Source organism: Aminobacter aganoensis, assembly GCF_014206975.1.
Lineage (GTDB): Bacteria > Pseudomonadota > Alphaproteobacteria > Rhizobiales > Rhizobiaceae > Aminobacter > Aminobacter aganoensis.
This window is the reverse complement of the sequence record NZ_JACHOU010000003.1, coordinates 13,076-36,603: the sequence shown is the minus strand read 5'-3', so window position 1 is coordinate 36,603 and position 23,528 is coordinate 13,076. Positions and strand designations below refer to the sequence as shown.

Sequence of the window (23,528 nt, the reverse complement as noted above, 5' to 3'; positions counted from 1 at the left end):
GCCCGTGGGGCAGGCCCGCGACCTGATGCCACGGCGGCAATGCTGGAACAGCCTCCGGCCAATTGTTATCTAGCCTCCGCTAGCAAAAATTCGGCAGGACCACCGAGCCCCAAGATCGGGGGGCTTCTGCCATCTTGGAAATGGAGACATACATGTTCGGGAAGAAAGTTCCTTCCGTCACCTTCCGCACCCGCGTGCGCGACGAGGCCGTCGGCGGCCCCAATCCCTTCCGCTGGGAAGACAAGACCTCGGCCGACTATTTCGACGGCAAGCGCGTCGTGCTGTTCTCGCTGCCGGGCGCCTTCACCCCGACCTGCTCGACCTACCAGCTGCCCGACTTCGAGAAGCTGTTCGGCGAGTTCCAGGCCCAGGGCGTCGACGAGATCTACTGCCTGTCGGTCAACGACGCCTTCGTCATGAACGCCTGGGGCAAGTCGCAGAACCTCGATAAGGTGAAGCTGATCCCGGACGGCTCGGGCGAATTCAGCCGCAAGATGGGCATGCTGGTTGCCAAGGATAATGTCGGCTTCGGCATGCGCTCGTGGCGCTATGCCGCCGTCATCAACAACGGCCGCATCGAGAAGTGGTTCGAGGAAGAAGGCTTCTCCGACAATTGCGACAGCGATCCCTACGGCGTTTCCTCGCCGCAGAACATTCTTGAAGCACTGAAGAACGACGACGTCGCCAAAGCCGCATAAGCACCAGCGCTTTCGCCAAGATCGAACCCCGGCCGCACCCGCGCGCCGGGGTTTTTTCATGAATAGGGTCAAGCTGGATTGCACACGGTTTGACAATTGCAAAAACCCGTAAGTATCCCGCGAAAGGGAAAATAGCGTGATTTGACCGGGATTGCCGATCTTGTCAGGCTCCACTTGCTCCAAAGCTGTTGGCGGATCGCCTGTTTCAGCGCAGGATACGTGCCATGAACAAGATTTTCGGCAAACCGCAATTGACGCCCTACGGGGCCGACTATGCTCGCTGGTGCGCAGAGCAAGGCGCACTGCTGCGCGAAGGAAATCTGCAGGCGCTCGACCGGGAAAATCTCGCCGAGGAGATCGAAAGCTTGGGGCGCAGTGACAAACGCGAAATCGAAAGCAGGCTCAATGTGCTGCTTGTCCATCTTTTGAAATGGCGGTTTCAGCCGGATCAGCGGGCGGGAAGCTGGAAAGCAACGATTACCGAACAGCGTTGGCGGATTTCGCGGGTGGTCAAGGACAGCCCAAGCCTGAACAGCTATCCTAGGAAGGTTCTGGCCGAGGAATATGCGCTTGCACGGTCGAACGCCGCCACCGAAACCGGACTGCTTGCAGACGCCTTCCCGTCAGATTGCCCTTTCAGCATTAGTCAGGTCCTCGATTTGGAGTTCTTCCCGCAGTAATTGGCCGCAAATCGAGGTGTCAGCACCTGTGCTGGTGGCACTTTGTCGCCATCGCCGCCCGCGGCGGGCAATTCCAACGCGCCATCATCACGGCTACTGTAACCCGTCAGATATCGCGGTTTTGGTCCTGTTCGACACCATCGCCCGAACAGGCTAAAGCCCCGACTTCACGTGAAAGGAAAGAGCTTACCGATGCTGCGCGCCTCCCGTTTCATTCGCGCCGAGACCATCCGTGCCGACGCGCAGCGCCCGCTGCCGTTCGACCTTGCCGTGCTTGCCCATGACGAACGCCACATCCGCCGCCGCGCCATCGAACTGGTCCATGGCGACCGCGTGCTGGTCGACCTGGCCGAGCCAGTGGTGCTCGAAACCGGCGATGTGCTGGTGCTCGACGACGGGCGCCACGCCGAGATCTTCGCCGCCGACGAAGAGCTCTACGAAATCCGCGCCCGCGATGCGGTGCACCTGACGCAGCTCGCCTGGCATATCGGCAACCGCCACCTCGCGGCGGCGATCGAGGCCGACCGCATCCTGATCCTGCGCGACCACGTCATCAAGGCGATGCTCGAAGGCCTGGGTGCCAGGGTCCGCGATGTCCTGGAGCCGTTCGAAACGGTGCGCGGCGCCTATTCCGGCCAGGGCCACGACCACGGAAACGGCCATGCCCACGGCCATTCGCACGACCACGGGGATCACCACCACGATCACGGTGACCATCACCATCATCATGGCGGCGGCCACCATCACCATCATGACTGAGCCTGGCAAGGGTGCCGCGCTGCTGCGGCTGATGGCGTGGCTATCGCCGGCATTCCCGGTCGGCGGCTTCTCCTACAGCCATGGCCTCGAACGTGCCGTGAATGACGGGCTTGTTGCCAGCCGCGACGACCTGGCCGTATGGCTGACCGCGCTCGCCGAACTCGGCTCCGGCTGGAACGACACGGTGCTGTTCGCGGAAAGCTGGCGCCGCGCCGGCACCGACGGAAACCTTGTCGAAATTGCCGAACTCGCCGAAGCGCTGGCCGGGTCGCGCGAACGACACATGGAAACGATGCTGCAGGGACAGGCCTTCCTCGCCGCCGCCTCGGCCTGGCCGCATCCGGTGCTCGAAAGACTGCCGGCAGAGTGCGCCTATTGCGTTGCCGTAGGCGCGGTTGCAGGGGCCCATGGCGTTGCCCTCGAGGATGGGCTTGCGGCCTGGTTGCAGGCGTTTTCGACCAATCTCGTCCAGGCGGCGATCCGCCTCGGCGTCGTCGGCCAGGTCGCAGCGACGGGCATCATTGCCGGGTTCGAACCGACGGCCCTGACGGTCGCTTCCCGTGCCGCGCGCTCGAGCCTCGACGACCTCGGCTCGGCCGCCATCGCCTCCGACATCGTGGCCATGCGCCACGAAACCCAGCACTCAAGGCTTTTCCGCTCATGACAAACGTCGCCTTCGCGCTCGCCGCGGTGCTCTACCTGCTCACCTCGCTGCACGTCTATTGGGGCCTCGGCGGCGTCTGGCCCGGCACCGACCAGGCCTCCTGCGCCCGGGCCATCGCCGGCTTCCGCGGCATCGACGCCATGCCCACGCCCTTCGCCTGCTTTACGGTTGCCGCCTGCCTGCTGCTGGCGACGCTGTGGCCGCTGGCGCTGGTCGGCGTGTTCGCCACGCCCTTTCCAAGGGAAGGCCTGGCTGCCTCGGCGCTGATGATCGCGCTGGTCTTTCTCGGCCGCGGCATCGCCGGCTTCACCCCGGCATGGCGTCGACTGACGCCGGAAATGCCCTTCGCCCGGCTCGACCGGCTGTATTATTCGCCGCTGTGCCTGTTCATCGGCGCAGGCTTCGCCTTCCTCGCCATCAAGGGATTCCAGCCATGACCTCGAAAAACGGCCCGCTTCGCATCGGTATCGGCGGCCCCGTCGGCTCGGGCAAGACGACGCTGACCGAGAAGCTGTGCAAGGCGCTGCGCGACGAGTTCTCCATCGCGGTGGTCACCAACGACATCTACACCAAGGAGGACGCGCTGCTGCTCGCCCGCCTGCAGGCGCTGCCGGAAGAGCGCATCATGGGCGTGGAGACTGGCGGTTGTCCGCACACCGCCATCCGCGAGGACGCCTCGATCAATCTGCAGGCCATCGCCGAGATGAACCGAAAATTCCCCGACCTCGACATCGTCTTCATCGAGTCGGGCGGCGACAATCTCGCGGCCACCTTCTCGCCCGATCTCGCCGACATCACGCTCTATGTCATCTCGGTCTGCCAGGGCGAGGAGATCCCGCGCAAGGGCGGCCCCGGCATCACCCGTTCCGATTTCCTGGTCATCAACAAGAGCGACCTCGCTCCTTATGTGAACGTCAATCTCGAGGTGATGGAAGGTGACGCCGCCCGCCAGCGCGGCAAGCGCCCGTTCGGCTTCACCGACCTCTCGCGCGGCAAGGGGCTGGAGGCGGTCATCGACTTCATCGTCGACAATGGCGGGCTGAGGCTGGACCAGCGGATTCCGGCCTGATCGGCGGTTGCCGCGCTGGTCATGACACGGCATTCTTCCTCCAGCCAGCGAGGGAGGAAGAGATGGCCGTCACCCAGCTCAAGCAGACCAACCTGCCGTTCTACGAGGAGCGCGTCGACCTTGCCTGCGCCTTCCGCTGGACGGCCAGGCTCAACATGCACGAGGCGGTGGCCAACCACTTCTCTCTCGCCGTCAACGACGATGGCTCAAAGTTCCTGATGAACCCCAACCAGGTTCATTTCTCACGCATCAAGGCGAGCGACCTGCTTCTGATCGACGCCAACGACCCCGAGACCATGACCGGGCCGAACGCGCCGGACCCGACCGCCTGGGGCCTGCATGGCGCCGTCCACCGCAACTGCGCGCACGCACGCTGCGTCATGCATGTGCACTCGATCCACGCCACCGTGCTCGCCTCGCTCGCCGATTCCACCCTGCCGCCGATCGACCAGAACACGGCGATCTTCTTCCGCCGCCATGTCGTCGACGGGCACTATGGCGGGCTCGCCTTCGAAGAGGAGGGCGAGCGCTGTTCCAGCCTGCTCGCCGACCCCAAGGTCAAGGTGATGATCATGGGCAATCACGGCGTGCTGGTCATCGGCGACAGCGTCGCCGACACCTTCAACCGGCTCTATTATTTCGAGCGCGCCTGCGAGACCTACATCAAGGCCTTGTGGACCGGCCGGCCGCTGCGGACGCTGTCCGACGAGATCGCCGAAAAGGCGGCGCTGGAACAGGAAGACTACCCCGGCCAGGCCGAACGCCACCTCGCCGAGCTCAAGGCCATCCTCGACGAGCAGGAACCGGTCTACCGGAACTGAAAGGCGGGCGGCCTCGCGTAGTGCGCATCATCTGCAACGTAACGGCATGGATCCCCGGGTCTACGCAGTCGCTTCGCTCCTGCTCCGCCCGAGGATGACGAGTTTGGGTGGCGTCACCACCAATCGCGAACGGTCGTGCATGCGCGGACGGTTCAACGGCTGACGGGTTCGTTGGCTGACAGTTCTCGTATTTTCGGGAGCGACGTTCACGATGTGCGAGGGGCTCCCTCCCTTCGTCATCCTCGGGCGGAGCAGGAGCGAAGCGAACTGCGCAGACCCGGGGACCCATGCTGTGACATCTCCACCAAGACAACCGCCCCAGGCAGGTTCGAAAGCCAGTCACCCCAACCCGAGCAGCGCCCGCACTTCCTCGGCACTGTGCGCCACCAGCGCGCCGGGCGGGCCGTCGATCCTGTCCTGCGGCCAGAAGATGGTGCGCATGCCGGCGGCGACGCCGGCGATGGCGCCGGTGACGCTGTCTTCCATCACCGCGGTATCTGCCGGGTCGATGCCGGTCAGCCAGGCGGCGCGCAGATAGGGCTCGGGATCGGGCTTGCCGTTGCGCACGTCATTGCGGCTGATGGTCTTCATCGCCGGCTCGTGAAGGCCGACGGCCCGCAGGTTGACGTCGACCACCATGCGGTCGGAATTCGAGACGATCGCCTGGGTCACGCCCCTGGCCTTCAGGTCGCGGAAAACCTCCATCGCGCCCTCGCGCGGCAGCAGGCCCGGCGCGTGCCCCATATAGTGGGCGTATTTCAGGTTGATCCAGTCGTCGAATTCAAGGCCTAGGCCGAATTGCTCGCGCAGCACCTCATAGACCGGCCGTGCCGCCTGACCGACGACACGAGCGTGCAGGTCGACCGGCGGCTCGACGCCGGCGCTGCGCAGTGCTGCGACCAGCGATTGCTCATGCAGCGGCTCGCTGTCGATCAGCGTGCCGTCCATATCCCAGTACACTGCCTTCGGTGTCATCTGACCGGTCCTCGTTCACCCCCTTGCTCATAAGAGCTTTGGCGGCGGAAATGAACCGTTCATATGACCTTCGAGGACACATGCGCATGCGTCCGGGCTTCAGAGGCGCCGGCCGCAGGGGTTGTTGCCGTCGAGAAAGCCGACGTCGCGCTTGAGGTGGTCGGAAAGGTCCCTGGCATCGAGGACACGGCGCCGGGAACGCACGCCGAAGGCGGCAGCCAGCCTTGCCGTCCAGCTGATCTGCTCGCAATGGACAAGACTTGCCTGTAGCGTGGCCATGATCGTCATCCTTATGAGATGCTTGAAGATTGCTGATGCGTTGGCCTACATATTGGTTTGTAATGATTGGCATTTCCAATCGAACGTCGATCACGACCCATTAAGAGCCCTTATGCATAGGATGCCTTGGGCATGAGCCTGCAACTGCCGCCGCTGACGGCGCTACGGGTCTTCGAGGCTGCCGCGCGCCATGGCAGCTTCACCAAGGCCGCGGCCGAACTCGGCATGACCCAGGCGGCGGTGAGCTACCAGATCAAGCTGCTGGAGGAGCGGGTGGGCACGCCGCTGTTCCTGAGGAAACCCAGGCAGGTAGTGCTGACCGAAACCGGCAGCCGCCTTGCGCCGGCCGTCAGCGACGCCTTCGACATACTGGGCGAAGCCTATGCCGCGGCGCGCGCCGGATCGGGCGGCACATTGTGCATCTCCACCGTGCTGACCTTCGCCTCCAACTGGCTGGCGCGGCATATCGGCTCGTTCCAGATGCGCCACCCCGCCATTGCCGTGCGGCTCGACACCTCCAGCCACATGGTCGATTTCGCGCGCGAGGAGGTCGACATCGGCATCCGCTCGGGAGACGGCGCATGGCCGGGCCTTGTCGCCCACCTGCTTTTCCGCGCCCAGTACACGCCGATGCTCAGCCCACGCCTCGCCGACAGCATCGGCGGGGTGAAGGAGCCGGCCGACCTGCTCAAGCTCCGCATCCTCGATCCGACGGATGTCTGGTGGAAGCGCTGGTTCGAACTGGCGAACGTGCCGATCGACAGCCTCGAAGGGCGACCCGACACCTCGATGGGCTCGCAGGCCTATGAGGCGAACGCGGCGATGGCCGGCCAGGGCGTGGCGATCCTGACGCAGAAATTCTTCACCAACGAAATCGCCGAGGGCCGGCTGATCCAGCCCTTCGACATCGTCGGCGACGACGGCCATGCGTACTGGCTGGTCTATCCCGAAGCGCGCCGCAACGTGCCCAAGATCCGCGCCTTCCGCGAGTGGATCCTGCCCGAAATCGCCGACTTCGGCGGCTGAACGGCAGCGCCGTGCGCCGCCACTCGACGTCCTGCTGGCTCAATGCTTGGCCGCCCTGACGGCTTGCCACACCGGGCGGTTTGCTTCAAAAGCGGACCACGGCGAGGCAAAATCGGGTGTTTTGAGGCCGAATCGCACGATATCTGCGGCATTTCTCGCGATATCGGCACGAAAGACGGAAAACATGTCTGCGATCGAAACCGGCGCGCAATCACCGGCCAGTCCTTGGCGTGGCGAGCTCCGCGCAATGCTGGCGCTGGCCTGGCCGATGATCCTCACCAACCTGGCGCAAACCGCCATGACCGCCACCGACGTGATGATGCTCGGCCGGCTGGGGCCTGATGCGCTTGCCGCTGGCGCGCTCGGCTCGAACCTCTATTTCGCGCCGCTGATCTTCGGGCTCGGCCTGATGTACGCGACATCGCCGATGATGGCGGCCGAACTCGGCCGCAAGGCCCATTCGGTGCGCGATGTCCGCCGCACCGTTCGCCAAGGCCTGTGGCTGGCGGTCCTGATCTCGATCCCCATCTGGGCCCTGCTGTGGTACACCGAGGCGATCCTGCTGGTCATGGGCCAGGACCCCAAGCTCGCCGAACAGGCCGGCATCTATGTCCATCACCTGCAATGGGCGGCGCTGCCGTTCTTCGGCTACATCGTCCTGCGCTCGTTCATCTCGGCGCTCGAGCGTCCCGGCTGGGCGCTGGTCATCATGGCGGTGGCGGTCGCAGCCAACGCGCTCGGCAACTGGCTGCTGGTGTTCGGCAAATGGGGCTTCCCCGAGATGGGCATCGCCGGCTCCGGTCTTGCCACCAGCATTGCCAGCGCCATGATGTTCGTCGGCATGGCCGTGGTGGTGATGACGGAGAAGAAATTCCGCCGCTACCGACTGTTCGGGCGCTTCTGGCGGGCCGACTGGCCGCGTTTCATGGCCTTGCTCAAGCTCGGCGCGCCGATCTCCGGCATCCTCGCCTTCGAGGTCACCATCTTCAATGCCGCCGCCTTCCTGATGGGGCTGATCAATTCGGCTTCGCTCGCGGCGCACGCCATCGCCATCCAGATCTGCGCGGTGACCTTCATGATCCCGCTCGGGCTCGGCCAGGCCGTCACCGTGCGCGTCGGGCTCGCCTTCGGCGCCAAGGACCATGACGGCATCACCCGTGCCGGCTGGACGGCCTATGTGCTCGGCGTCGGCTTCATGGCGTTGATGGCGATGGTGATGGTGTTCTGGCCGCACCTGCTGATTTCGGCCTTCATCGACATCGGTGACCCGGCCAACGCCCAGGTCATCGGCCTGGCGGTCAGCTTCCTGGTGTTCGCGGCGCTGTTCCAGGTGGTCGACGGCGCCCAGGCGGTGTCGGCGGGCCAGTTGCGCGGGCTGCAGGACACGACGGTGCCGATGATCCTCGCCGCCATCGGCTATTGGGGCGTGGGCCTGCCGCTTGGCATCGTCCTTGCTTTCCATTTCGGCTTCGAGGGCCGCGGCATCTGGATCGGCCTTTTCTCCGGCCTCGCCGTGGTTTCGGTGCTGCTGTTGTGGCGCTGGCTCAGGCGCGAGAAACTCGGCCTGATGGACAAGCAGGTAATCTGACGGACGAGTGATCCGGCAGGCGCCGCGCCTGCCGGCTAGGCCACCGCCATCGCGACGCGGTTCGATTCCCACTTGCCCGCCGCCATCATGATGCGGTCGGGATCGACATAGCTTTGCCGCAGCAGGCTTTCATAGACCGCGCCCTCGGCGGCGCGGTCTAGCGGCCCGGCCGCGCCGGTCATCGCCTGCAACGCCTCGCCCAGCGCCGCCACTGCGCCGGAGCCTTCGTCGAACTGCGCCTTCTTGCGCCAGACCAGGTCATGCGGCAGCAGATCGGCGCAGGCCTTGCGCAGGATCCATTTTTCCGTCGTCGGCCCTGTGCTCTCTGGCGAGGCCGGGTCGGTGCGCCTCAGCTTCAGCGTCGCCGGAATGCTCTGGGCGAAGTCGATCAGCTCGCGGTCGAGGAAGGGCGTGCGCGCCTCCAGGCTCTCGGCCATGGTGACGCGATCGACGCGCTGGAGGTTGATGTTGTGCATGGTGCCCAGCGACCGCGTCAGCTCGTCGGCCAGCTCGCGCGGCCGGTCGACATAGGCGTGGTGGTAGGTGTAGCCGGCAAACAGCTCGTCGGCGCCCTCGCCGGTCAGCACCGCCTTGACATGGCGCCGCGCCAGCCGGGCGGCGAAATGGGTCGGCACCGCCGAGCGCACCAGATCGATGTCGGCGCTTTCGAGATGGTAGATGACATGCGGCAGCACAGCCGCGACCTGTTCCGGCGTAAACGCATGCTCGAAATGCTCGGTGCCGAGGTGGTCGGCGACGCGGCGCGCGGCGATGAGATCGGGGCTGCCGGCCAGGCCGACGGAAAACGTCTTCAGCCGTTTCGGCAACTGCCGGGCGGCGATCGCCGCGATGATCGAGCTGTCCAGCCCGCCCGACAGGAACGAACCGACCTCGACGTCCGCCACCATCCACTTGGCCACCGCTTCTTCCAGCACCAGCCGCAGCTCGCGCCAGGTCAGTTCCTCGCTGATTCCGGGTTCGGCATCCGCCGCGCCGTGCGGCATGCGATACCAGCGCCGCATGCCGCCCTGGCTGTCGAACATGGCGCCGGGTTCGAGCGCCTCGACCCTGGCGACATCGACACCATCGAAGGCCTTGAGCTCTGAGGCGAAGGCAAGCCCTTCGCCGATATGGGCGACATAAAGCGGCTTGATGCCGAGCGGGTCGCGGGCGGCGACGATGCGATCCGGCGTCGCCAGCACGAAGGCGAACATGCCGTCGAGCCGCGACACCCAGCGCAGCGCGTTCCTACGGAAAAGATGCAGCACCGTCTCGCTGTCGCTGCGGGTCTGGAAGGCGCTCTCGCCGAGGATCGCCCTGAGGTCGGTGTGATTGTAGATCTCGCCGTTGACGACCAGGATGTTGTCGCCCTGGTAGATCGGCTGGGCACCGTTTTCGGGACCGATGATGGCAAGCCGGGCATGCGCCATCACGACAGGGATATTCCTGGGTCGCACCACCTCCAGCGCGTCGGGCCCGCGGTGCTCCATCTTGCGGATCATCCGCGACGCCAGCGCCTCGTCGTCGAGGTTCCAGAGGCACACAAATCCGCACATGGCGCTTCGCTCCCGCATGGCCGCCGGGTGTCTGGTCGGCATGTAAGCGATGCTAGGAGCGGCAGCCGCCTGGCGCGACAACCAGGCGACTGGCAATTGTCACTCAGGCGACACCCTTCGAAAGGGTGCCGCCCGACCGTTGAATGCCCGTCAGGTCTCCGACGACATCGCGCCCAAGAGCCGCCTGATGTCGCCGAACTTGGCGATCAGGCCGAACACCAGCGCCGCCACCGCGACGAAGAACACCGACACCGACGCCATGGTCGGCGTGTAGCCGTAGCGCAGGGCGTTGAATATCTTGATCGGCAGGGTTTCGAGCGTGAAGCCGATGGTCATGTAGGCGACGATGTATTCGTTGAGCGACAGCACGAAGGCGAAGGCATAGCCCGAGACGAGGTAGGGCCGGATCAGCGGCAGCACCACCGTCTTCAGCACGGTGCGGTCGTCGGCGCCCATCGTCGCCGCCGCCTCGACCAGCGAGCGGTCGATGGAGGCGAAGCCGAGCGACAGCGTCACCAGCGGCAGCGTGACGAAGAAGATCGCGTGGCTGATGACCGCCGTCCAGGGCTGGCCGTAGAAGCCCGTCGTCGCCCAGAAGGTCAGCATGCCAAGCGCAGTGATGACCGGCGGCAGGATAAAGGGGGCGAGCCCCAGGATCTGGAACACGTTGGCCCATGGCGCGATGCGCCGCCACAGGAACCAGGCCAGCGGCAAGGCGATGGCGACCGCGAGGGCGGCTGCGGTCACCGCCAGCGACAGCGAGGCGATCAGTGCCTTGCGCCACTCCGGATCGGCGAAGATCTGCGCGTACCAGGCCAGCGAAAAACCTTTCGGCGGGAAGGCCAGGTCCTGCTTCTCGTTGACCGAGACGCCGGCGACGACGATCAGCGGCGCTGCCAGGAACAGGGCAATGGCGACGAAATACAGCCGGCGAAGGAATGTCTGTCTCACAGCGCGTTCTCCCTGCGTCCGACGAGCAGCGTCAGCCCCACCAGCGCCAGCGACATCAGCACCAGGAACACCGCCATTGCAGCGGCAAAGGGCATGTTTGACTGGTAGATGGCCTGGTCGGTGATCAGGACCGACAGCGTCCAGTGCGACGGCCGGCCGAGGATCTGCGGCAGGAGGTACGAGCCCAGCGCAAAGACGAAGACCATGATCAGCGTGGCGACGATGGTGTTGCGCAGCGCCGGCACGACGACGTTCATGAATGCCCTGACCGGCGAGGCGCCGAGCGTGCGCGCGGCTTCAAGCAAGGTCGGGTCGAGCCTTACGAGGGCGGGATAGAGCACCAGGATGGTGTAAGGCAGCGCCTGGTAGACCATGCCGGTCAGCACCGCCCAGAAGCTCGGCAGCAGCGCCACCGGCTCCTTCATCAGGCCGATGGCGACGAACAGGTTGGTGATGCCGGCAGTGCGCGAAAACAGCGTCGACCAGGCAAAGCCGATGATGACCTCCGACAGCGACAGCACCGACAGCAGGCAGACGAGCCAGACCGTCTGGACCTTGCGCGGCCGCCTGGTCAGAAGGAAGGTGAAGGGGAAGGCGATGACCACGCAGCAGATCGCCACCATCACTGCCAGCATCAGCGAGAAGCCCAGCACCTTGGCGAAGAACAGGCTGAGGAAGCGGGCATAATTGGTGAAGACGAAATCGGGCGTGTAGAAGCCCGAGGGATCGCGCTGGAAGAAGCTGACGGCGATCATCGTCGAGAACGGGATAACGAAGAAGACGATCAGCATCAGCCCGGGGAAAAACAGCGGGCTGTAATCGGCCAGGGATTTCGGCGCCTCGCGTTTCATGACTTGAGCACCACGCAGGCTTCGGCCGGCAAGGTCACGCCGACCTGCTGGCCGGCGACGACGTCGGGCCGCTCGCGCGGCGTGGCCACCGCCACGATGATCTTGCCGCCGGCCTCGACGAAGGTCTCGATGGTGCCGCCGAGATCGCGCACGAAGGTGACCGTGCCGGCGATCGCGTCGCCGCCAACCGGGCCGAGATGCACGTCTTCGGGCCGTATCGACACCGACGCCCTGGTCAGGCCCTCGGGCATGGTCAGCCCGGGGATTGCCTGTCCAAGCACCGAGACACGGCCGACGCGGTCGACTTCCGCGTCGAGCAAATTGGTCATGCCGATGAAGTCGGCGACGAAGGCGTCGGCCGGCCTGCGGTAGATCTCGATCGGCGGGGCCGCCTGCAGGATCTTGCCGTGTCCCATGACGACGACGAGGTCGGCCATGGTCATCGCCTCGCGCTGGTCGTGGGTGACGACGAAGGTGGTGATGCCGAGGCGCTGCTGCAGCTGGCGCAGCTCGACCTGCATCGCCTCGCGCAGCTTGGCGTCGAGCGCCGACAGTGGCTCATCGAGCAAGAACAGCTTCGGCGACAGCGCAAGCGCACGCGCAATGGCGACGCGCTGGCGCTGGCCGCCGGACAGCTTGGCCACTGGGCGGTCGGCGAAGCCGGGCAGATGGATGAGCTTCAACAGCTCGTCCGAGCGCTTCTTCTGCTCGTCGCGCGAGGCACCGCGAATACGCAAGGGATAGGCGATGTTGTCGCCGACCGACAAATGCGGAAACAGCGCCAGCGACTGGAACACCATGCCGAGATTGCGCTTGTGCGTCGGCACCGGCGTGATGTCGGTGCCGTCGAGCAGGATCTCGCCGCTGGACGGATCCTCGAGGCCGGCAATCATGCGCAGCAGCGTGGTCTTGCCGCAGCCGGACGGGCCAAGCAGGCAGACGAACTTGCCATGCGGCACCGAGAGGTTGGCCGTGTCGACGGCCTTGAAGTTGCCGAATGACTTGGTGATGTCCTTAAGCACGAGTCCGGACATGAGGGGGCCTTGAAACGTTGGAGCGGCGTTGCGGAAAGCGTCTCTTCTCCCCGTTCACGGGGAGAAGATGCCGGCAGGCAGATGAGGGGCGGTGCGAGCCTTGCCGCGCTGGCTCTGCCCCTCATCCGGCCCTATGGGCCACCTTCTCCCCGTAAACGGGGAGAAGGGAAAGGCGCTCAGCCGACGATCAGCTCGGTCCACTTCTGGTTAATCCAGTCGGCCTTGGTGGTGTAGAGGTCGTAGCGCGGGATGATCGGCGGAATGTCGGACGAGACGGCGGCGAACTCTTCCGGCTTGAGGTCGAGAACCTCTTTCTTGAGCGTCGGCGCGGTGCCAACCTTGCGCGACATCAGCGCCTGCACGGCCGGCTGGCTCATATGGTCGATGAAGACATGCGCTTCATCGACCATGGTCGAGGCGCGCGAGATGACCCAGTTGCCGGAATCCTGGATGCCGCCTTCCTTGGGGAACGTCGAGCGCACGGGCTGGCCGTCAGCCGCGGCCAGGCCGGTGACGTCGTGGTAATACTGGCCCATCGGGATTTCGCCCGACTTCAGCGCCTGTTCGAACTGCGCCTCGTCGCGATACCACAGCCGGACATTCGGCTTGACCTCGGCCAGCTTCTCGAACGCCTTGAGGATGCCTTCCTCGGTGTCGAGCGCCTTGGTACCGCCCATGAAGGTGGAGGCCGTGACCTCGAGCAGGAAGGAGTTGGAAGCCAGCGCCAAAAGCCCGAGCTTGTCTGCGTTTGCCGGATCCCAAAGGGCGGCCCAGGAGGTCGGCGCCTCCTTGAACACGTCCGTGTTGGTCACCAGTGTGATGTACCACGCCACGGCGCCGATGCCGGCGATGCGGCCGTCAGGATATTTGTTGACGAAGTGATCGAGCAGATTGCCGTGGTTCTTGATCTTGGCCGCATCGATCGGCGTCCACAGTTCGGTCGCCTGCCCCTTCAGCGTCGAGGTCTGCGACATCATCGAAATGTCGGCGGGCGCCTGGCCTGCTTTGGCCGCCTGCTCCAGCTGCACCAGCCAGGCCTCGCCGGTCGGCTCGGCGATCGACTCGACGGCGATGCCGGTCGCCTTGGTGAATTCGGGGAAGATGTGCTCGTCGAAGGACTTCTTGAAGTAGCCGCCATAGACGCCGATCTTGATCGACCTGTCCTGGGCGCGCAGGACCGAGGGCATGGCAAGCAGGCTTGCCGACGCGACGCCGGCACCGAGCACGGCGCGGCGGCTGATCCGATGGTTCAGTATCTTGGTCATCTTCATTCTCCTCATTTGTTGCCGGCTTTGTGCCGGCTGTTCCCAATTGTTATGATGGAGTGTCGTTCAGCGTGCTGCGGCGCGGGCCTCCAATGAACGGGCATACTGGGTCAGCGGGTAGCAGAGCACGAAGAAGATCAGCGCCACCAGCCCGTAGACGGTGAATGGTTCGAACGTCGCGTTGTTGATGGCGTTCGAGGTCCTGAGCAGTTCCTCGAAACCGATGATCGAGGTCAGCGCCGTCGCCTTGATCAACTGGACCAGAAAGCCGACGACCGGGGCGCGGGTGATGGCAAAGGCCTGCGGCAGGATCACCAGGCGCAGCTCCTGGACATAGTGCAGGCCGAGGCTGGCACCGGCATCCCACTGGCCGCGCGGCAGGGCATCGACACCGCTGCGCCAAATCTCGGCGAGGTAGGCGCTGGCAAAGAAGGTCAGGCCGAGCACGGCGGCCGTCCACGGCTCGATGCGGAAGCCGAGCATCGGCAGGCCGAAGAACATCAAAAACAGCTGCATCAGCAAGGGCGTGCCCTGAAACAGCGCGATGTAGCCGCTGGCGAAGCGGCGCGCCCACCTGGCCTTGGAGATGCGCAGGAACAGGATGAGGACGCCGACGATGCCGCCGCCGACAAAGGCCACGATCGACAGCAGCACGGTCCAGCGGGTAGCGAAGAGCAGGTTGCGAAGTATGTCCCAGAAGGTGAACTCGATCATGACACACCCGCCGAGAGCGTGCGCCGGCCGATGCCGACGAGGAAACGGCGCAGTGCGATCGACAGGCCGAGATAGATCATCGCGACGACGAAGTAGGTCTCGAAGGGGCGGAAGGTCCGTGCCTGCAGCATGTCGGCTTCGTAGGTGAGTTCGCTGACTGCGATCTGCGACACCACCGAAGACTCGAGCATCATGATCACGATCTGGCTCGTCAGCGCAGGGAAGATGACCTTGAGCGCCTGCGGCAAGACGATCTTTACGAAGACCTGGCGCGGCCGCAAGCCCAAAGCCAGGGCGGCTTCGCGCTGGCCTTTCGGCACAGCGTCGAGGCCGGCGCCGACGATTTCTGTGGTGTAGGCCGCCATGTTCAGCGTCATCGCCAGGATGGCGGCGACGATCGGATCGAGCCGGATGCCGATCGCCGGCAGGCCGAAGAAGATGAAGAACAATTGCACCAGGAACGGCGTGTTCCTGATCACCTCGACATAGACCGTGATGGCGCGCTTCAGCCATGTCGGCCCGCTGCGCCGCCCGGCCGCCGCCAGCACGCTGATCAGCGTCCCGGCAATCGTCGTCACCACGATCAGGAAGACCGTCATGGCGGCGCCGCGGGCGATTGCGCCCACGGCCCCTTCAAGCCAGCCGAAGTCGAGGCTGTAGCCCACGATCAATCCTTGAGGTTCTCGGGGTTGAGCGGGGTCTTGAGCCAGGCTTCCGACGCGGTGTTGAGACGGCCGTCGGCGAGCATCGCAGCCACCGTGTCGTTGATGACCTTCTTCAGGCCTTCCTCGCTCTTGTTGAGACCGATATGCGACGGCGAGGTGAGGAGCTGGAACTTCTGCTCCGGCTTCAGCGCCTCCTGACGCGCGAGCACCTGGGCGCCGACGTCGTTGCCGACCACCATCAGCTGGGTCTGGCCGGAAATGAAGGCCTGGATGACGGCGTTGTAATTGTCGAAGCGCTTGATGTCGGCGCCGGCGGGTGCCGCCTCAGTCAGCGAGGTGTCCTCGAGCGTGCCGCGATTGACGGCGATCGACTTCTCGGCGAGGTCGTCCTTGCCGGCAACCTTGAGCTCGGCAGGGCCGATCACGGCGATGTAGTAGGGCGCATAGGCCGCGGCGAAGTCGATGACCTGCTCGCGCTCCTTGGAATAGCCGACACTCATCAAAAGGTCGACGCGCTTGTCGGTCAGGTAGGGAATGCGGTTCTGACCGGTGACCGGCACCGGATTGAGCTTGACCTTCAGCGCGTCGGCGATTGCCTGCGCCACGTCCATGTCATAGCCCTTGAGGCTCATGTCGGCGCTGGCCGAGGAGAAGGGCGGAAAATCGGCAAAGACGCCGACATTGATCTGGCCGGCCTTGGCGATGTCCTCGAGCGCGTCGGCATGGGCCGGCTGGGCGGCGAGGGCCGCTGTTACGGCGACAAGCAAGGCGGCGGCAGTCGATCTGAGTGTCGTCTTGATGTTCATGTCGTGAATCCCTCGGAATGTCTGGTTGTTGAAGTGTCGCGATAGCACCTGGCCGCCGCTTCCAGAACAGCGGCCAGTCGAAATTGCTGTGGTCAGGCACCCTTGCCGGTGACGAAGGGGCTGAACAGCATCAGGCTGAGGATTTCGAACAGCACCTGGGCGCCGGCATGCGCGGTGTTGGTGGTCGAGTCGTATTGCGGCGCCACCTCGACGACGTCGCCGCCGACAAGGTTGAGGCCCTTGAGGCCGCGGACGATCTCCAGCACTTCGCGCGTTGTCAGCCCGCCCACTTCGGGCGTTCCGGTGCCCGGCGCAAAGGCCGGGTCGAGGCTGTCAATGTCGAAGGAGAGATAGGTCGGGCCGTCGCCGACGATCTTCTTGGCCTTCTCGATGACGGCCGGGATGCCCATGCCGCTGATCTCCTCGGCATGGATGACTGTCATGCCGGACTCGTAGGAGAACTCCCACAGATATTCGGCCGAACCGCGGATTCCGATCTGGATGACGCGGGTGGGGTCGAGCACGCCGTCGAGCACCGCGTTGCGGAACGGGCCGCCATGGTGGAACTTGGTCAGGTCGTAAGCGCCGCCGGTGTCGCAATGGGCATCGATGTGGATCATGCCGACCGGGCGCTTCTTGCCCACCGCCTTGAGGATCGGATGGGTGATCGAATGGTCGCCGCCGACCGACAGCGGCACCACGCCGGCGTCGACGATCTGGCCGATGCGGCGCTCGATGTCCTCATGGCTGAGCTCGAGGCGATAGCGGCTGCGGAACGGCACGTCGCCGATGTCGGCGACACGCAGCTCCTGCACCGGGGCGCAGTCGAGCACGTGATTGTAGGGACCGATACGCTCGATGGTGCGCAGCGCGCGCGGGCCGAAGCGCGAGCCCGGACGGTTGGTGACGCCGAGATCCATCGGCACGCCGATCATTGCCACCTGCAGGTCGCCGAAATCGGGATTGTCGTTGTCGACCTGGAGATAGGGTGCGGTCAGGAAGGTCGGCACGCCCGAATAGGGCGCCAGCCGCGTGCCCGCCTTGTTGAAGATCTTGTCGGCGACACGGCGAAACTTCGGGTCGAACAGATCGCCGCCATGGCCTTCGCCGTATTTCTGGCGCAGCTCGGCAAGCTTGTTGACGTCGAAACCCATGATTGCCTCCTCGTAAGTCGCAATGCGGGAATGATCGCCTGCGGCCGTCCGCTCCCGGCGGCCAGCCTGTACCTCGTGTTCCCCGCATGCTTTTTGGTTGTTATTGCAGCGAGTTTCCGGCAGCGCCGTTGAAATAGCAATTGATAATGTTAAGGTCTATCGTGTGAGAATTTCTCACAATGGACCGTCCCTCCCAGGCGGAGATTTCATGTCCCGGCGCCTGCCCCCGCTCAACCCGCTGCGCGCCTTCGAGGCGACTGCGCGTCATGGCTCGCTGACCAAGGCGGCGGGCGAACTCAACGTCACCCATGGCGCCATCAGCCACCAGATCCGGGCGCTGGAGGCGACGCTCAAGGTCAAGTTGCTGGAGCGCGCCGGATCGCGGCTCAAGCTGACCCCGCAAGGCGCCGAGCTGCTGCCTGCGGTGACCGGCGCCTTCGAAAGCATCGCCTCGGCCACTGCGCGCATGACGCGGCCGACGAGTTCGGGCAAGCTGACGGTCAGCTGCGTGCCGGCGCTGCTGTCGCTCTGGCTGGTGCCCCGGGTCGGCGGCTTCACCTCGCAATATCCCGGCATCAGCCTGCGCCTGAACGCCTCCAACGATCCACGCGACATCCATGCGCCCGACGTCGACGTCTGCGTGCTCTATGGCGACGGCAGCTGGACCGATTGCTGGCTGAAGAAATGGTCGACGCTGGAGCTGTTCCCGGTCGTCAGCCCGACGCTGATCAACAACCGGCCGATCCGCAGTGTCCGCGACCTTGCCGACCACGTGCTCCTGCATGCCGACGACGGCCGCGAATGGCACACCTGGCTTGCGGCCGCCGACGCGCTCGACCTCCGGCCGGTGCAGCAGCATCACATGTCGGGCGCCAGCCTGACCACCGAAGCCGCCGTCCACGGCCACGGCCTGGCACTGGGCGACAGCGTCACCGCGTCGAGCATGCTCGCCAGGGGACAGCTGGTGACGCCGTTCAATCTGTCGGTGCCGGCGGTCGACGCCTTCTACGTCGTCTGCCGCAACGAGGTGAAATCGGCGCCCATCGCCCAGGTCTTCATCGACTGGCTGTTCGCCCAGCGCGAGGAATTGCCGGCGCGCACCGAACAGGCCGTCACCGGCCAGATCAGCATCCGCAAGCGGCGCGGGCAGAAAGCGACGGCGACGGGCTAAGCATTGGGGCCGCCTCGTCTTTCTTGTGCTGCCGATGCAACGATAGGGCCACGGTTGCTTTTTTCTCGTCGGCAGCTTGATCGCTCCGGCGCTATATCCCAATGCTATCAGCGAGGATGCGGTCCAGACCCCTGCGGCGGGGGATCGCCAAGGAGGAATGAAGCGGCATGGCCAGGACCGATATTGCACGGCGGGTGTACAACCACACCTGGAAGCTCGATCCGATCGTCCGCTCGCTGCTCGACACGGACTTCTACAAGCTGCTGATGCTGCAGATGATCTGGGGCATGCACCCCAAGGTCAACGCTACCTTTTCGCTGATCAACCGCGCCACCTCGGTCAAGCTCGCCGAGGAGATCGACGAGGGCGAGTTGCGCGAGCAGCTCGACCATGCGCGCACCCTGCGCTTTTCCAAGAAGGAAATGATCTGGCTCGGCGGCAACAATTTCTACGGCCGCAAGCAGATCTTCGAGCCGGAGTTCCTGGCCTGGCTCGAGAACTTCCAGCTGCCGCCCTACCATCTGGAAAAGCGCGACGGCCAATATGAGCTGACCTTCGCCGGCCCCTGGGTGCTCACCTCGATGTGGGAGATCCCGGCGCTCGCCATCATCAACGAGCTGCGCTCGCGCTCGGCGATGAAGGCGTTCGGGCCGTTCGCGCTCGATGTGCTCTATGCCCGCGCCAAGGCCAAGATGTGGGACAAGACCGAGCGGCTGAAGATGCTGCCCGAGATCAAGATCTCCGACTTCGGTACCCGCCGCCGCCACTCCTTCCTGTGGCAGCGCTGGTGCGTCGAGGCGCTCAAGGAAGGCATCGGCGACGCGTTCACCGGCACCTCCAACGTGCTTCTGGCGATGGACACCGACCTCGAGGCGCTCGGCACCAACGCGCACGAGCTGCCGATGGTCTATGCCGCACTCGCCAACAGCGAGGACGAGCTCAAGCAGTCGCCCTACACGGTGCTGCGCGACTGGCAGCGCTATTATGGCGGCAACCTCCTGATCGTCCTGCCCGACGCCTTCGGCACCGCTGCCTTCCTGCGCGACGCGCCCGACTGGGTCGCCGACTGGACCGGCTTCCGCCCCGACAGCGCCCCGCCCATCGAAGGCGGCGAGCGCATCATCGACTGGTGGCGCAAGAAGGGCCAGGACGCGCGCTCGAAGCTCTTGATTTTCTCTGACGGCCTCGATGTCGACACCATCATCGAGACCTACCGCCATTTCGAGGGCAAGGTGCGCATGTCCTTCGGCTGGGGCACCAACCTGACCAACGATTTCGAAGGCTGCGCGCCGAAGGAAACCGACAGGCTCAACGCCATTTCTCTGGTCTGCAAGGTCACCGAAACCAATGGCCGCCCGGCGGTCAAGCTGTCGGACAACCCGGCCAAGGCCACAGGCGACAAAAAGGAAATCGCGCGTTACTTGCGCATCTTTGGTGAGAAGGACCGGGTGGAGCAGTTGGTGAAGGTTTAGGGTGGTAGCCCTGCGCCCGGCAAGTTCGGGAGGCGTACCCATGGGTTCGCGCTTTTCTGAACGACAATCACCCCGTGCAAGCTGCCGCAGTCCGCCTCAGCCGCGATCCTTCGCACGCCCCTCTGCGCTGCCGGCCAATCACCACTTTGCAGCATTGATCCTTGCGAACTCGTAGAATGGGCGCCGCCGGCGACGAGACTAATCTCCCCCCTTGCGGGGGAGATGGCCGGCAGGCCAGAGGGGTTGCGAAGGATCACGACGCTGAACGTTTGCTTTGTAGAGCTACGCAACACCGCCAGCGTCGCTGTCACCGGCCCATTGACAGTCTCGGGCACTCTTCCCGCGCCTCCGGCCATATGGCACATCGGGAGCGTGATGCGGGGACCCACGACAACGAGAACCATCCAACGCACGGCCGCAGCGCTTGCTGCCTGCGCTGCGACCGCATGGCAAACCTCCCCTGCCCTCGCCCATGCCTCCGACCGGGGCCACGTCCTGCTGCTGCCGACCGGGCACTACATAGCCGGCGCAGCTTTGGCGGTGGCGGCCTCCTTCCTGGTGCTGGCGCTGCTGCCGCCGGAACGGCTGACGAGCTTCTGGCGCAAGCGTCTGCCGCTCGGTTCGATCCCCGACCTGCGGCTGCCGGTCAGCCTCGTGTCCTTCGCCTTCTTCGCAACGCTCACCGCCGCCGGGATCACCGGCAGCCGCGACCCACTGTCCAACCCGCTGCCGCTGACCGTCTGGACGCTGCTCTGGGTCGGGCTGACCCTGGCCCAGGGCCTGCTCGGCAATCTGTGGGCCTGGCTCAACCCCTGGTACGGGCCGTATCGGCTGGCCTGGAAGGCGCTCGGTGCGAAGGAAGACAGCCCACTGCGCCTGCCCGAATGGGTCGGCTACTTCCCAGCCTTTGCCCTGTTTCTTGCCTTTGCCTGGTTCGAGCTGATCGACCCGGCGCCCGACGACCCGGCACGGCTCGCCATCGCAGCCGGCACCTACTGGCTGTTCTCATTCGCCGCCATGCTGATCTTCGGCTTCGAACGCTGGAGCCGGCAGGGCGAGTTCCTGTCGGCCTTCTTCGCCATGATCTCGCGCTTCGGCATCTTCGAGGGCAAGCAGGACGGGCCCCGGCTGCGCCTCGCCTTGTGCTGGCCCGGCGCCAAGCTCAACGAGGCCGAGGCGCTGCCCCCGTCGGGCGCGCTGTTTCTGCTGGCGACACTGGCTTCGGTCTCCTTCGACGGCTTTTCCAAGACCTTCTTCTGGCTCGGCCTCAACGGCATCAACCCGCTCGAACTGCCCGGCCGCACAGCACTCGTCGCCACCAACAGCCTGGGCCTCGCGGTCATGCTCTTCCTGCTCGCCGCTGTCGGCCTGCTTGCCGTCCTGGTCGGCGAAAGGCTGGTGCGCAGCAAACAGCCGCTTCGGCAATCCGCCGGCCTGTTCGTCTGGTCGATCGTGCCGATCGCGCTGGCCTACCATTTCTCGCATTACCTGACGGCGTTCTTGGTCAATGGGCAATACGCGCTGGTGGCGCTGTCGGACCCGTTCGCGCGCGGCTGGAACCTGCTCGGCACCGCGCACATGCCGGTAGAGGCCGGCATCGCCATGGGCGCGCATTCCGCCTGGATGCTGTGGAACCTTCAGGCGGCGGCCATCGTCGGCGGACACGTGCTGGCGGTGCTCGTCGCCCACCTGCTCGCCTGGCGGCTGCACCCCTCCGCCGCCCGTGCCTCGCTCAGCCAGTTGCCGCTGACCCTGCTGATGATCGGCTACACCGTTTTCGGCCTCTGGCTGCTCTCGACAGCCACCGCCGGATAGTGCAAATGCAGCTGGTTTTGACCTTGGGGAAGCAACTATTGCCACCTCCCGGGATTGGTGATCTAGTTTGTATACATGCGATTTTTCGTCCCGGCACAAGGTCCGGGGGAAACGATTTCACATCCACGCGAACGTTGGTCAAAACGCACGGCAAGGGGATAGGGCATGACTGACAGCAAACGCTTCTTCGACCTCGGCAAATCGGGACTGACGCGCCGCACCGCACTCAAGGGCCTCGCCGCGGGTGCCGGCCTGATGGCGGCACCCGGTTTCGTGCGCTATTCGCAGGCGCAGTCGTCGGCGCCGATCAAGATCGGCTTCCAGGCCCACCGCACCGGCATCGGCGCCGCCTACGGCCGCTGGTACGAAAAGACCACCAACGCCGCCGTCAAGCTGATCAACGACGCCGGCGGCATCAACGGCCGGCCGGTCGAGATCATCGTCGAGGACGATGGCACCGATCCCAAGCGCGGCGCCGAGGTGGTCGGCAAGTTCGCGTCCCAGCACAAGACCGACATAGTCTTCGGCACGCTGTTTTCCCATGTCGTCGTCGGCTCGGCGCCGACCGCCGGCGAGCTCAAGATCCCCTATTACGTGGTCAGCGAGGGCTATCACGTCGCCTCGGGCAAGCTGAACCGCTGGGTCTTCCAGCCCGGCATCACCGACGTGCGCTCGCAGGTCACCTCGGTCGCGCCCTGGGTCGCGGCCAACCTGGGCAAGAAGGTGACGATGATCTATCCGGATTATGCCTTCGGCTACGACCACCGCGACTATTTCGCGCCCGCCATCAAGGCACAGGGCGGCGAGGTGGTGGCGCAGATCCCGATCCCGCCGACCGAAAGCTCGTTCACCAAGTACCTGCCGCAGATCCCCGCCGACACCGAGGTCCTGTACCACGTCATGGTCGGCCCCGGCGTTTTGACCTTCGTCAAGGAACTCGGCGAGTTCTACGGCTCGAACAAGCCCCAGCTGTTCGGCTTCATCGATTCGCTCGAAGCCGTCGACATCAACAGCCCAGGCCTCGAATTCCTCGACGGCAGCCATTTCTGGGAAGGCTCGCCGCGCTACGCCCAGGCCAATGACAGCGAAGCGATGAAGGCCTACCGCGCAGCCGTCGGCATCGACGACAACGGCGCTTCGACGACGGACGCCAAGGACGTCTCGACCGCCGCCCACATGTTCGGCTGCTGGGAGACGCTCTACGTCATCAAGAAGGCGATGGAGGATTCCGGCTACAAGGGACCGGAGGACCGCGCAAAGCTGGTCGAGGCGACCGAGGCGCTGACCGAGTTCAAGGACGGCCCCGAGCATCCGCAGGGCGACAAGACGTTCAACGGCAAGATCCACCAGGTCTTCGGCCACCAGAACATCTCCAAGGTCGAGGGCGGCAAGCTCAACGTCGTCCACCGGACCTCGATCGAGGACGGCATGTACGAGCCGGAAGGCGACTACACGACGCAGCCGCTGTGAGCTGAAGGCCCAATGCCGGTGCTGCCCCTCATCCCCCTGCCGGGA

General features: G+C 65.0%; 24 protein-coding genes. 13 read left to right on the top strand and 11 right to left on the bottom strand.

The window, feature by feature from the left end; translation table 11 throughout:
• The first annotated feature begins 152 nt into the window (after positions 1-152).
• The 7 genes from GGR00_RS07745 to GGR00_RS07715 all read left to right on the top strand — a co-directional run bounded on the left by GGR00_RS07745 (position 153) and on the right by GGR00_RS07715 (position 4,691).
• Positions 153-698 (top strand): peroxiredoxin, encoded by a 546-nt coding sequence (locus tag GGR00_RS07745; RefSeq protein ID WP_184699026.1) that lies wholly within the window; start codon positions 153-155, stop codon positions 696-698.
• A gap of 224 nt (positions 699-922) precedes the next feature.
• Complete coding sequence (locus GGR00_RS07740) at positions 923-1,378, top strand: DUF29 domain-containing protein (RefSeq protein ID WP_184699024.1); 456 nt, start codon at positions 923-925, stop codon at positions 1,376-1,378.
• Between the two features lie 192 nt (positions 1,379-1,570).
• Complete coding sequence (locus GGR00_RS07735) at positions 1,571-2,137, top strand: urease accessory protein UreE (RefSeq protein ID WP_184699022.1); 567 nt, start codon at positions 1,571-1,573, stop codon at positions 2,135-2,137.
• Positions 2,106-2,801 carry an urease accessory protein UreF gene (locus tag GGR00_RS07730; protein ID WP_184699436.1) on the top strand — a complete coding sequence of 232 codons (696 nt, stop codon included), beginning with the start codon at positions 2,106-2,108 and terminating at the stop codon, positions 2,799-2,801. Before GGR00_RS07735 ends, GGR00_RS07730 begins: the two co-directional genes overlap by 32 nt.
• Positions 2,798-3,238 (top strand): DUF3995 domain-containing protein, encoded by a 441-nt coding sequence (locus GGR00_RS07725; RefSeq protein ID WP_055981150.1) that lies wholly within the window; start codon positions 2,798-2,800, stop codon positions 3,236-3,238. Before GGR00_RS07730 ends, GGR00_RS07725 begins: the two co-directional genes overlap by 4 nt.
• Entirely contained in the window at positions 3,235-3,870 is a 636-nt protein-coding gene (gene ureG / locus GGR00_RS07720; protein WP_184699020.1) for an urease accessory protein UreG, read from the top strand. Before GGR00_RS07725 ends, ureG begins: the two co-directional genes overlap by 4 nt.
• Before the next feature lie 62 nt (positions 3,871-3,932).
• Entirely contained in the window at positions 3,933-4,691 is a 759-nt protein-coding gene (locus GGR00_RS07715) for a class II aldolase and adducin N-terminal domain-containing protein (RefSeq protein WP_184699018.1), read from the top strand.
• 339 nt (positions 4,692-5,030) lie between these two features.
• Here GGR00_RS07715 and GGR00_RS07710 read toward each other — a convergent pair whose 3' ends face one another.
• Entirely contained in the window at positions 5,031-5,666 is a 636-nt protein-coding gene (locus tag GGR00_RS07710; RefSeq protein WP_184699016.1) for an HAD family hydrolase, read from the bottom strand.
• A 99-nt stretch (positions 5,667-5,765) separates the two neighbouring features.
• On the bottom strand, positions 5,766-5,945 hold the full coding sequence (locus GGR00_RS07705) for a hypothetical protein (protein WP_244487921.1): 180 nt from the start codon (positions 5,943-5,945) through the stop codon (positions 5,766-5,768).
• Positions 5,946-6,077: 132 nt separating this feature from the next.
• Here GGR00_RS07705 and gcvA (GGR00_RS07700) point away from each other — a divergent pair, with 132 nt between their 5' ends.
• Together gcvA (GGR00_RS07700) and GGR00_RS07695 are read left to right on the top strand one after the other, a co-directional pair.
• Positions 6,078-6,971, top strand: coding sequence for a transcriptional regulator GcvA (gene gcvA, locus GGR00_RS07700; RefSeq protein ID WP_055981136.1), 894 nt, complete (start codon positions 6,078-6,080; stop codon positions 6,969-6,971).
• 184 nt (positions 6,972-7,155) lie between these two features.
• Complete coding sequence (locus GGR00_RS07695) at positions 7,156-8,559, top strand: MATE family efflux transporter (RefSeq protein WP_184699014.1); 1,404 nt, start codon at positions 7,156-7,158, stop codon at positions 8,557-8,559.
• A gap of 35 nt (positions 8,560-8,594) precedes the next feature.
• On the opposite strand, the gene asnB is transcribed toward GGR00_RS07695, so the two are convergent.
• From asnB to speB, 9 genes are all read right to left on the bottom strand, one after another.
• On the bottom strand, positions 8,595-10,115 hold the full coding sequence (asnB, locus tag GGR00_RS07690) for an asparagine synthase (glutamine-hydrolyzing) (protein WP_184699012.1): 1,521 nt from the start codon (positions 10,113-10,115) through the stop codon (positions 8,595-8,597).
• Between the two features lie 150 nt (positions 10,116-10,265).
• Positions 10,266-11,066: an ABC transporter permease gene (locus GGR00_RS07685; protein WP_055981130.1), complete on the bottom strand. Its 801-nt coding sequence runs from the start codon at positions 11,064-11,066 to the stop codon at positions 10,266-10,268.
• Positions 11,063-11,917: an ABC transporter permease gene (locus GGR00_RS07680; RefSeq protein WP_184699010.1), complete on the bottom strand. Its 855-nt coding sequence runs from the start codon at positions 11,915-11,917 to the stop codon at positions 11,063-11,065. The genes GGR00_RS07685 and GGR00_RS07680 overlap by 4 nt, the downstream gene beginning before the upstream one ends.
• Positions 11,914-12,951 (bottom strand): ABC transporter ATP-binding protein, encoded by a 1,038-nt coding sequence (locus tag GGR00_RS07675; RefSeq protein WP_184699008.1) that lies wholly within the window; start codon positions 12,949-12,951, stop codon positions 11,914-11,916. Before GGR00_RS07675 ends, GGR00_RS07680 begins: the two co-directional genes overlap by 4 nt.
• Positions 12,952-13,127: 176 nt before the next feature.
• Positions 13,128-14,216, bottom strand: coding sequence for an ABC transporter substrate-binding protein (locus GGR00_RS07670; protein ID WP_184699006.1), 1,089 nt, complete (start codon positions 14,214-14,216; stop codon positions 13,128-13,130).
• Between the two features lie 66 nt (positions 14,217-14,282).
• Complete coding sequence (locus GGR00_RS07665) at positions 14,283-14,930, bottom strand: amino acid ABC transporter permease (protein ID WP_184699004.1); 648 nt, start codon at positions 14,928-14,930, stop codon at positions 14,283-14,285.
• On the bottom strand, positions 14,927-15,595 hold the full coding sequence (locus GGR00_RS07660) for an amino acid ABC transporter permease (protein WP_055981113.1): 669 nt from the start codon (positions 15,593-15,595) through the stop codon (positions 14,927-14,929). The genes GGR00_RS07665 and GGR00_RS07660 overlap by 4 nt, the downstream gene beginning before the upstream one ends.
• Before the next feature lie 2 nt (positions 15,596-15,597).
• Positions 15,598-16,401, bottom strand: a complete 804-nt coding sequence (locus GGR00_RS07655) for a transporter substrate-binding domain-containing protein (RefSeq protein WP_055981110.1) — start codon at positions 16,399-16,401, stop codon at positions 15,598-15,600.
• Between the two features lie 92 nt (positions 16,402-16,493).
• Positions 16,494-17,555 carry an agmatinase gene (gene speB / locus GGR00_RS07650; protein WP_055981107.1) on the bottom strand — a complete coding sequence of 354 codons (1,062 nt, stop codon included), beginning with the start codon at positions 17,553-17,555 and terminating at the stop codon, positions 16,494-16,496.
• Positions 17,556-17,763: 208 nt separating this feature from the next.
• Between speB and gcvA (GGR00_RS07645) the strand changes: the two genes are divergently transcribed.
• The 4 genes from gcvA (GGR00_RS07645) (at position 17,764) to GGR00_RS07630 (ending at position 23,483) form a co-directional block, all read left to right on the top strand.
• On the top strand, positions 17,764-18,726 hold the full coding sequence (gene gcvA, locus GGR00_RS07645; protein ID WP_055981104.1) for a transcriptional regulator GcvA: 963 nt from the start codon (positions 17,764-17,766) through the stop codon (positions 18,724-18,726).
• Positions 18,727-18,893: 167 nt separating this feature from the next.
• On the top strand, positions 18,894-20,198 hold the full coding sequence (gene pncB / locus GGR00_RS07640; protein WP_184699002.1) for a nicotinate phosphoribosyltransferase: 1,305 nt from the start codon (positions 18,894-18,896) through the stop codon (positions 20,196-20,198).
• A 375-nt stretch (positions 20,199-20,573) separates the two neighbouring features.
• Positions 20,574-22,013 carry a hypothetical protein gene (locus tag GGR00_RS07635; RefSeq protein ID WP_184699000.1) on the top strand — a complete coding sequence of 480 codons (1,440 nt, stop codon included), beginning with the start codon at positions 20,574-20,576 and terminating at the stop codon, positions 22,011-22,013.
• Between the two features lie 165 nt (positions 22,014-22,178).
• Positions 22,179-23,483 (top strand): ABC transporter substrate-binding protein, encoded by a 1,305-nt coding sequence (locus GGR00_RS07630; RefSeq protein ID WP_055981094.1) that lies wholly within the window; start codon positions 22,179-22,181, stop codon positions 23,481-23,483.
• Positions 23,484-23,528: the final 45 nt, after the last annotated feature.

Coding starts and splice junctions, on each gene's coding strand:
- GGR00_RS07725 (WP_055981150.1), top strand. CDS start 2,798: ATGACAAACGTCGCCTTCGCGCTCGCCGCGGTGCTCTACCTGCTCACC.
- GGR00_RS07705 (WP_244487921.1), bottom strand. CDS start 5,945: ATGGCCACGCTACAGGCAAGTCTTGTCCATTGCGAGCAGATCAGCTGG.
- asnB (WP_184699012.1), bottom strand. CDS start 10,115: ATGTGCGGATTTGTGTGCCTCTGGAACCTCGACGACGAGGCGCTGGCG.
- gcvA (WP_055981136.1), top strand. CDS start 6,078: ATGAGCCTGCAACTGCCGCCGCTGACGGCGCTACGGGTCTTCGAGGCT.
- pncB (WP_184699002.1), top strand. CDS start 18,894: ATGGCCAGGACCGATATTGCACGGCGGGTGTACAACCACACCTGGAAG.
- GGR00_RS07630 (WP_055981094.1), top strand. CDS start 22,179: ATGACTGACAGCAAACGCTTCTTCGACCTCGGCAAATCGGGACTGACG.
- GGR00_RS07745 (WP_184699026.1), top strand. CDS start 153: ATGTTCGGGAAGAAAGTTCCTTCCGTCACCTTCCGCACCCGCGTGCGC.
- ureG (WP_184699020.1), top strand. CDS start 3,235: ATGACCTCGAAAAACGGCCCGCTTCGCATCGGTATCGGCGGCCCCGTC.
- GGR00_RS07740 (WP_184699024.1), top strand. CDS start 923: ATGAACAAGATTTTCGGCAAACCGCAATTGACGCCCTACGGGGCCGAC.
- GGR00_RS07675 (WP_184699008.1), bottom strand. CDS start 12,951: ATGTCCGGACTCGTGCTTAAGGACATCACCAAGTCATTCGGCAACTTC.
- speB (WP_055981107.1), bottom strand. CDS start 17,555: ATGGGTTTCGACGTCAACAAGCTTGCCGAGCTGCGCCAGAAATACGGC.
- gcvA (WP_055981104.1), top strand. CDS start 17,764: ATGTCCCGGCGCCTGCCCCCGCTCAACCCGCTGCGCGCCTTCGAGGCG.
- GGR00_RS07680 (WP_184699010.1), bottom strand. CDS start 11,917: ATGAAACGCGAGGCGCCGAAATCCCTGGCCGATTACAGCCCGCTGTTT.
- GGR00_RS07730 (WP_184699436.1), top strand. CDS start 2,106: ATGGCGGCGGCCACCATCACCATCATGACTGAGCCTGGCAAGGGTGCC.
- GGR00_RS07655 (WP_055981110.1), bottom strand. CDS start 16,401: ATGAACATCAAGACGACACTCAGATCGACTGCCGCCGCCTTGCTTGTC.
- GGR00_RS07715 (WP_184699018.1), top strand. CDS start 3,933: ATGGCCGTCACCCAGCTCAAGCAGACCAACCTGCCGTTCTACGAGGAG.
- GGR00_RS07670 (WP_184699006.1), bottom strand. CDS start 14,216: ATGACCAAGATACTGAACCATCGGATCAGCCGCCGCGCCGTGCTCGGT.
- GGR00_RS07710 (WP_184699016.1), bottom strand. CDS start 5,666: ATGACACCGAAGGCAGTGTACTGGGATATGGACGGCACGCTGATCGAC.
- GGR00_RS07635 (WP_184699000.1), top strand. CDS start 20,574: ATGCGGGGACCCACGACAACGAGAACCATCCAACGCACGGCCGCAGCG.
- GGR00_RS07695 (WP_184699014.1), top strand. CDS start 7,156: ATGTCTGCGATCGAAACCGGCGCGCAATCACCGGCCAGTCCTTGGCGT.
- GGR00_RS07735 (WP_184699022.1), top strand. CDS start 1,571: ATGCTGCGCGCCTCCCGTTTCATTCGCGCCGAGACCATCCGTGCCGAC.
- GGR00_RS07665 (WP_184699004.1), bottom strand. CDS start 14,930: ATGATCGAGTTCACCTTCTGGGACATACTTCGCAACCTGCTCTTCGCT.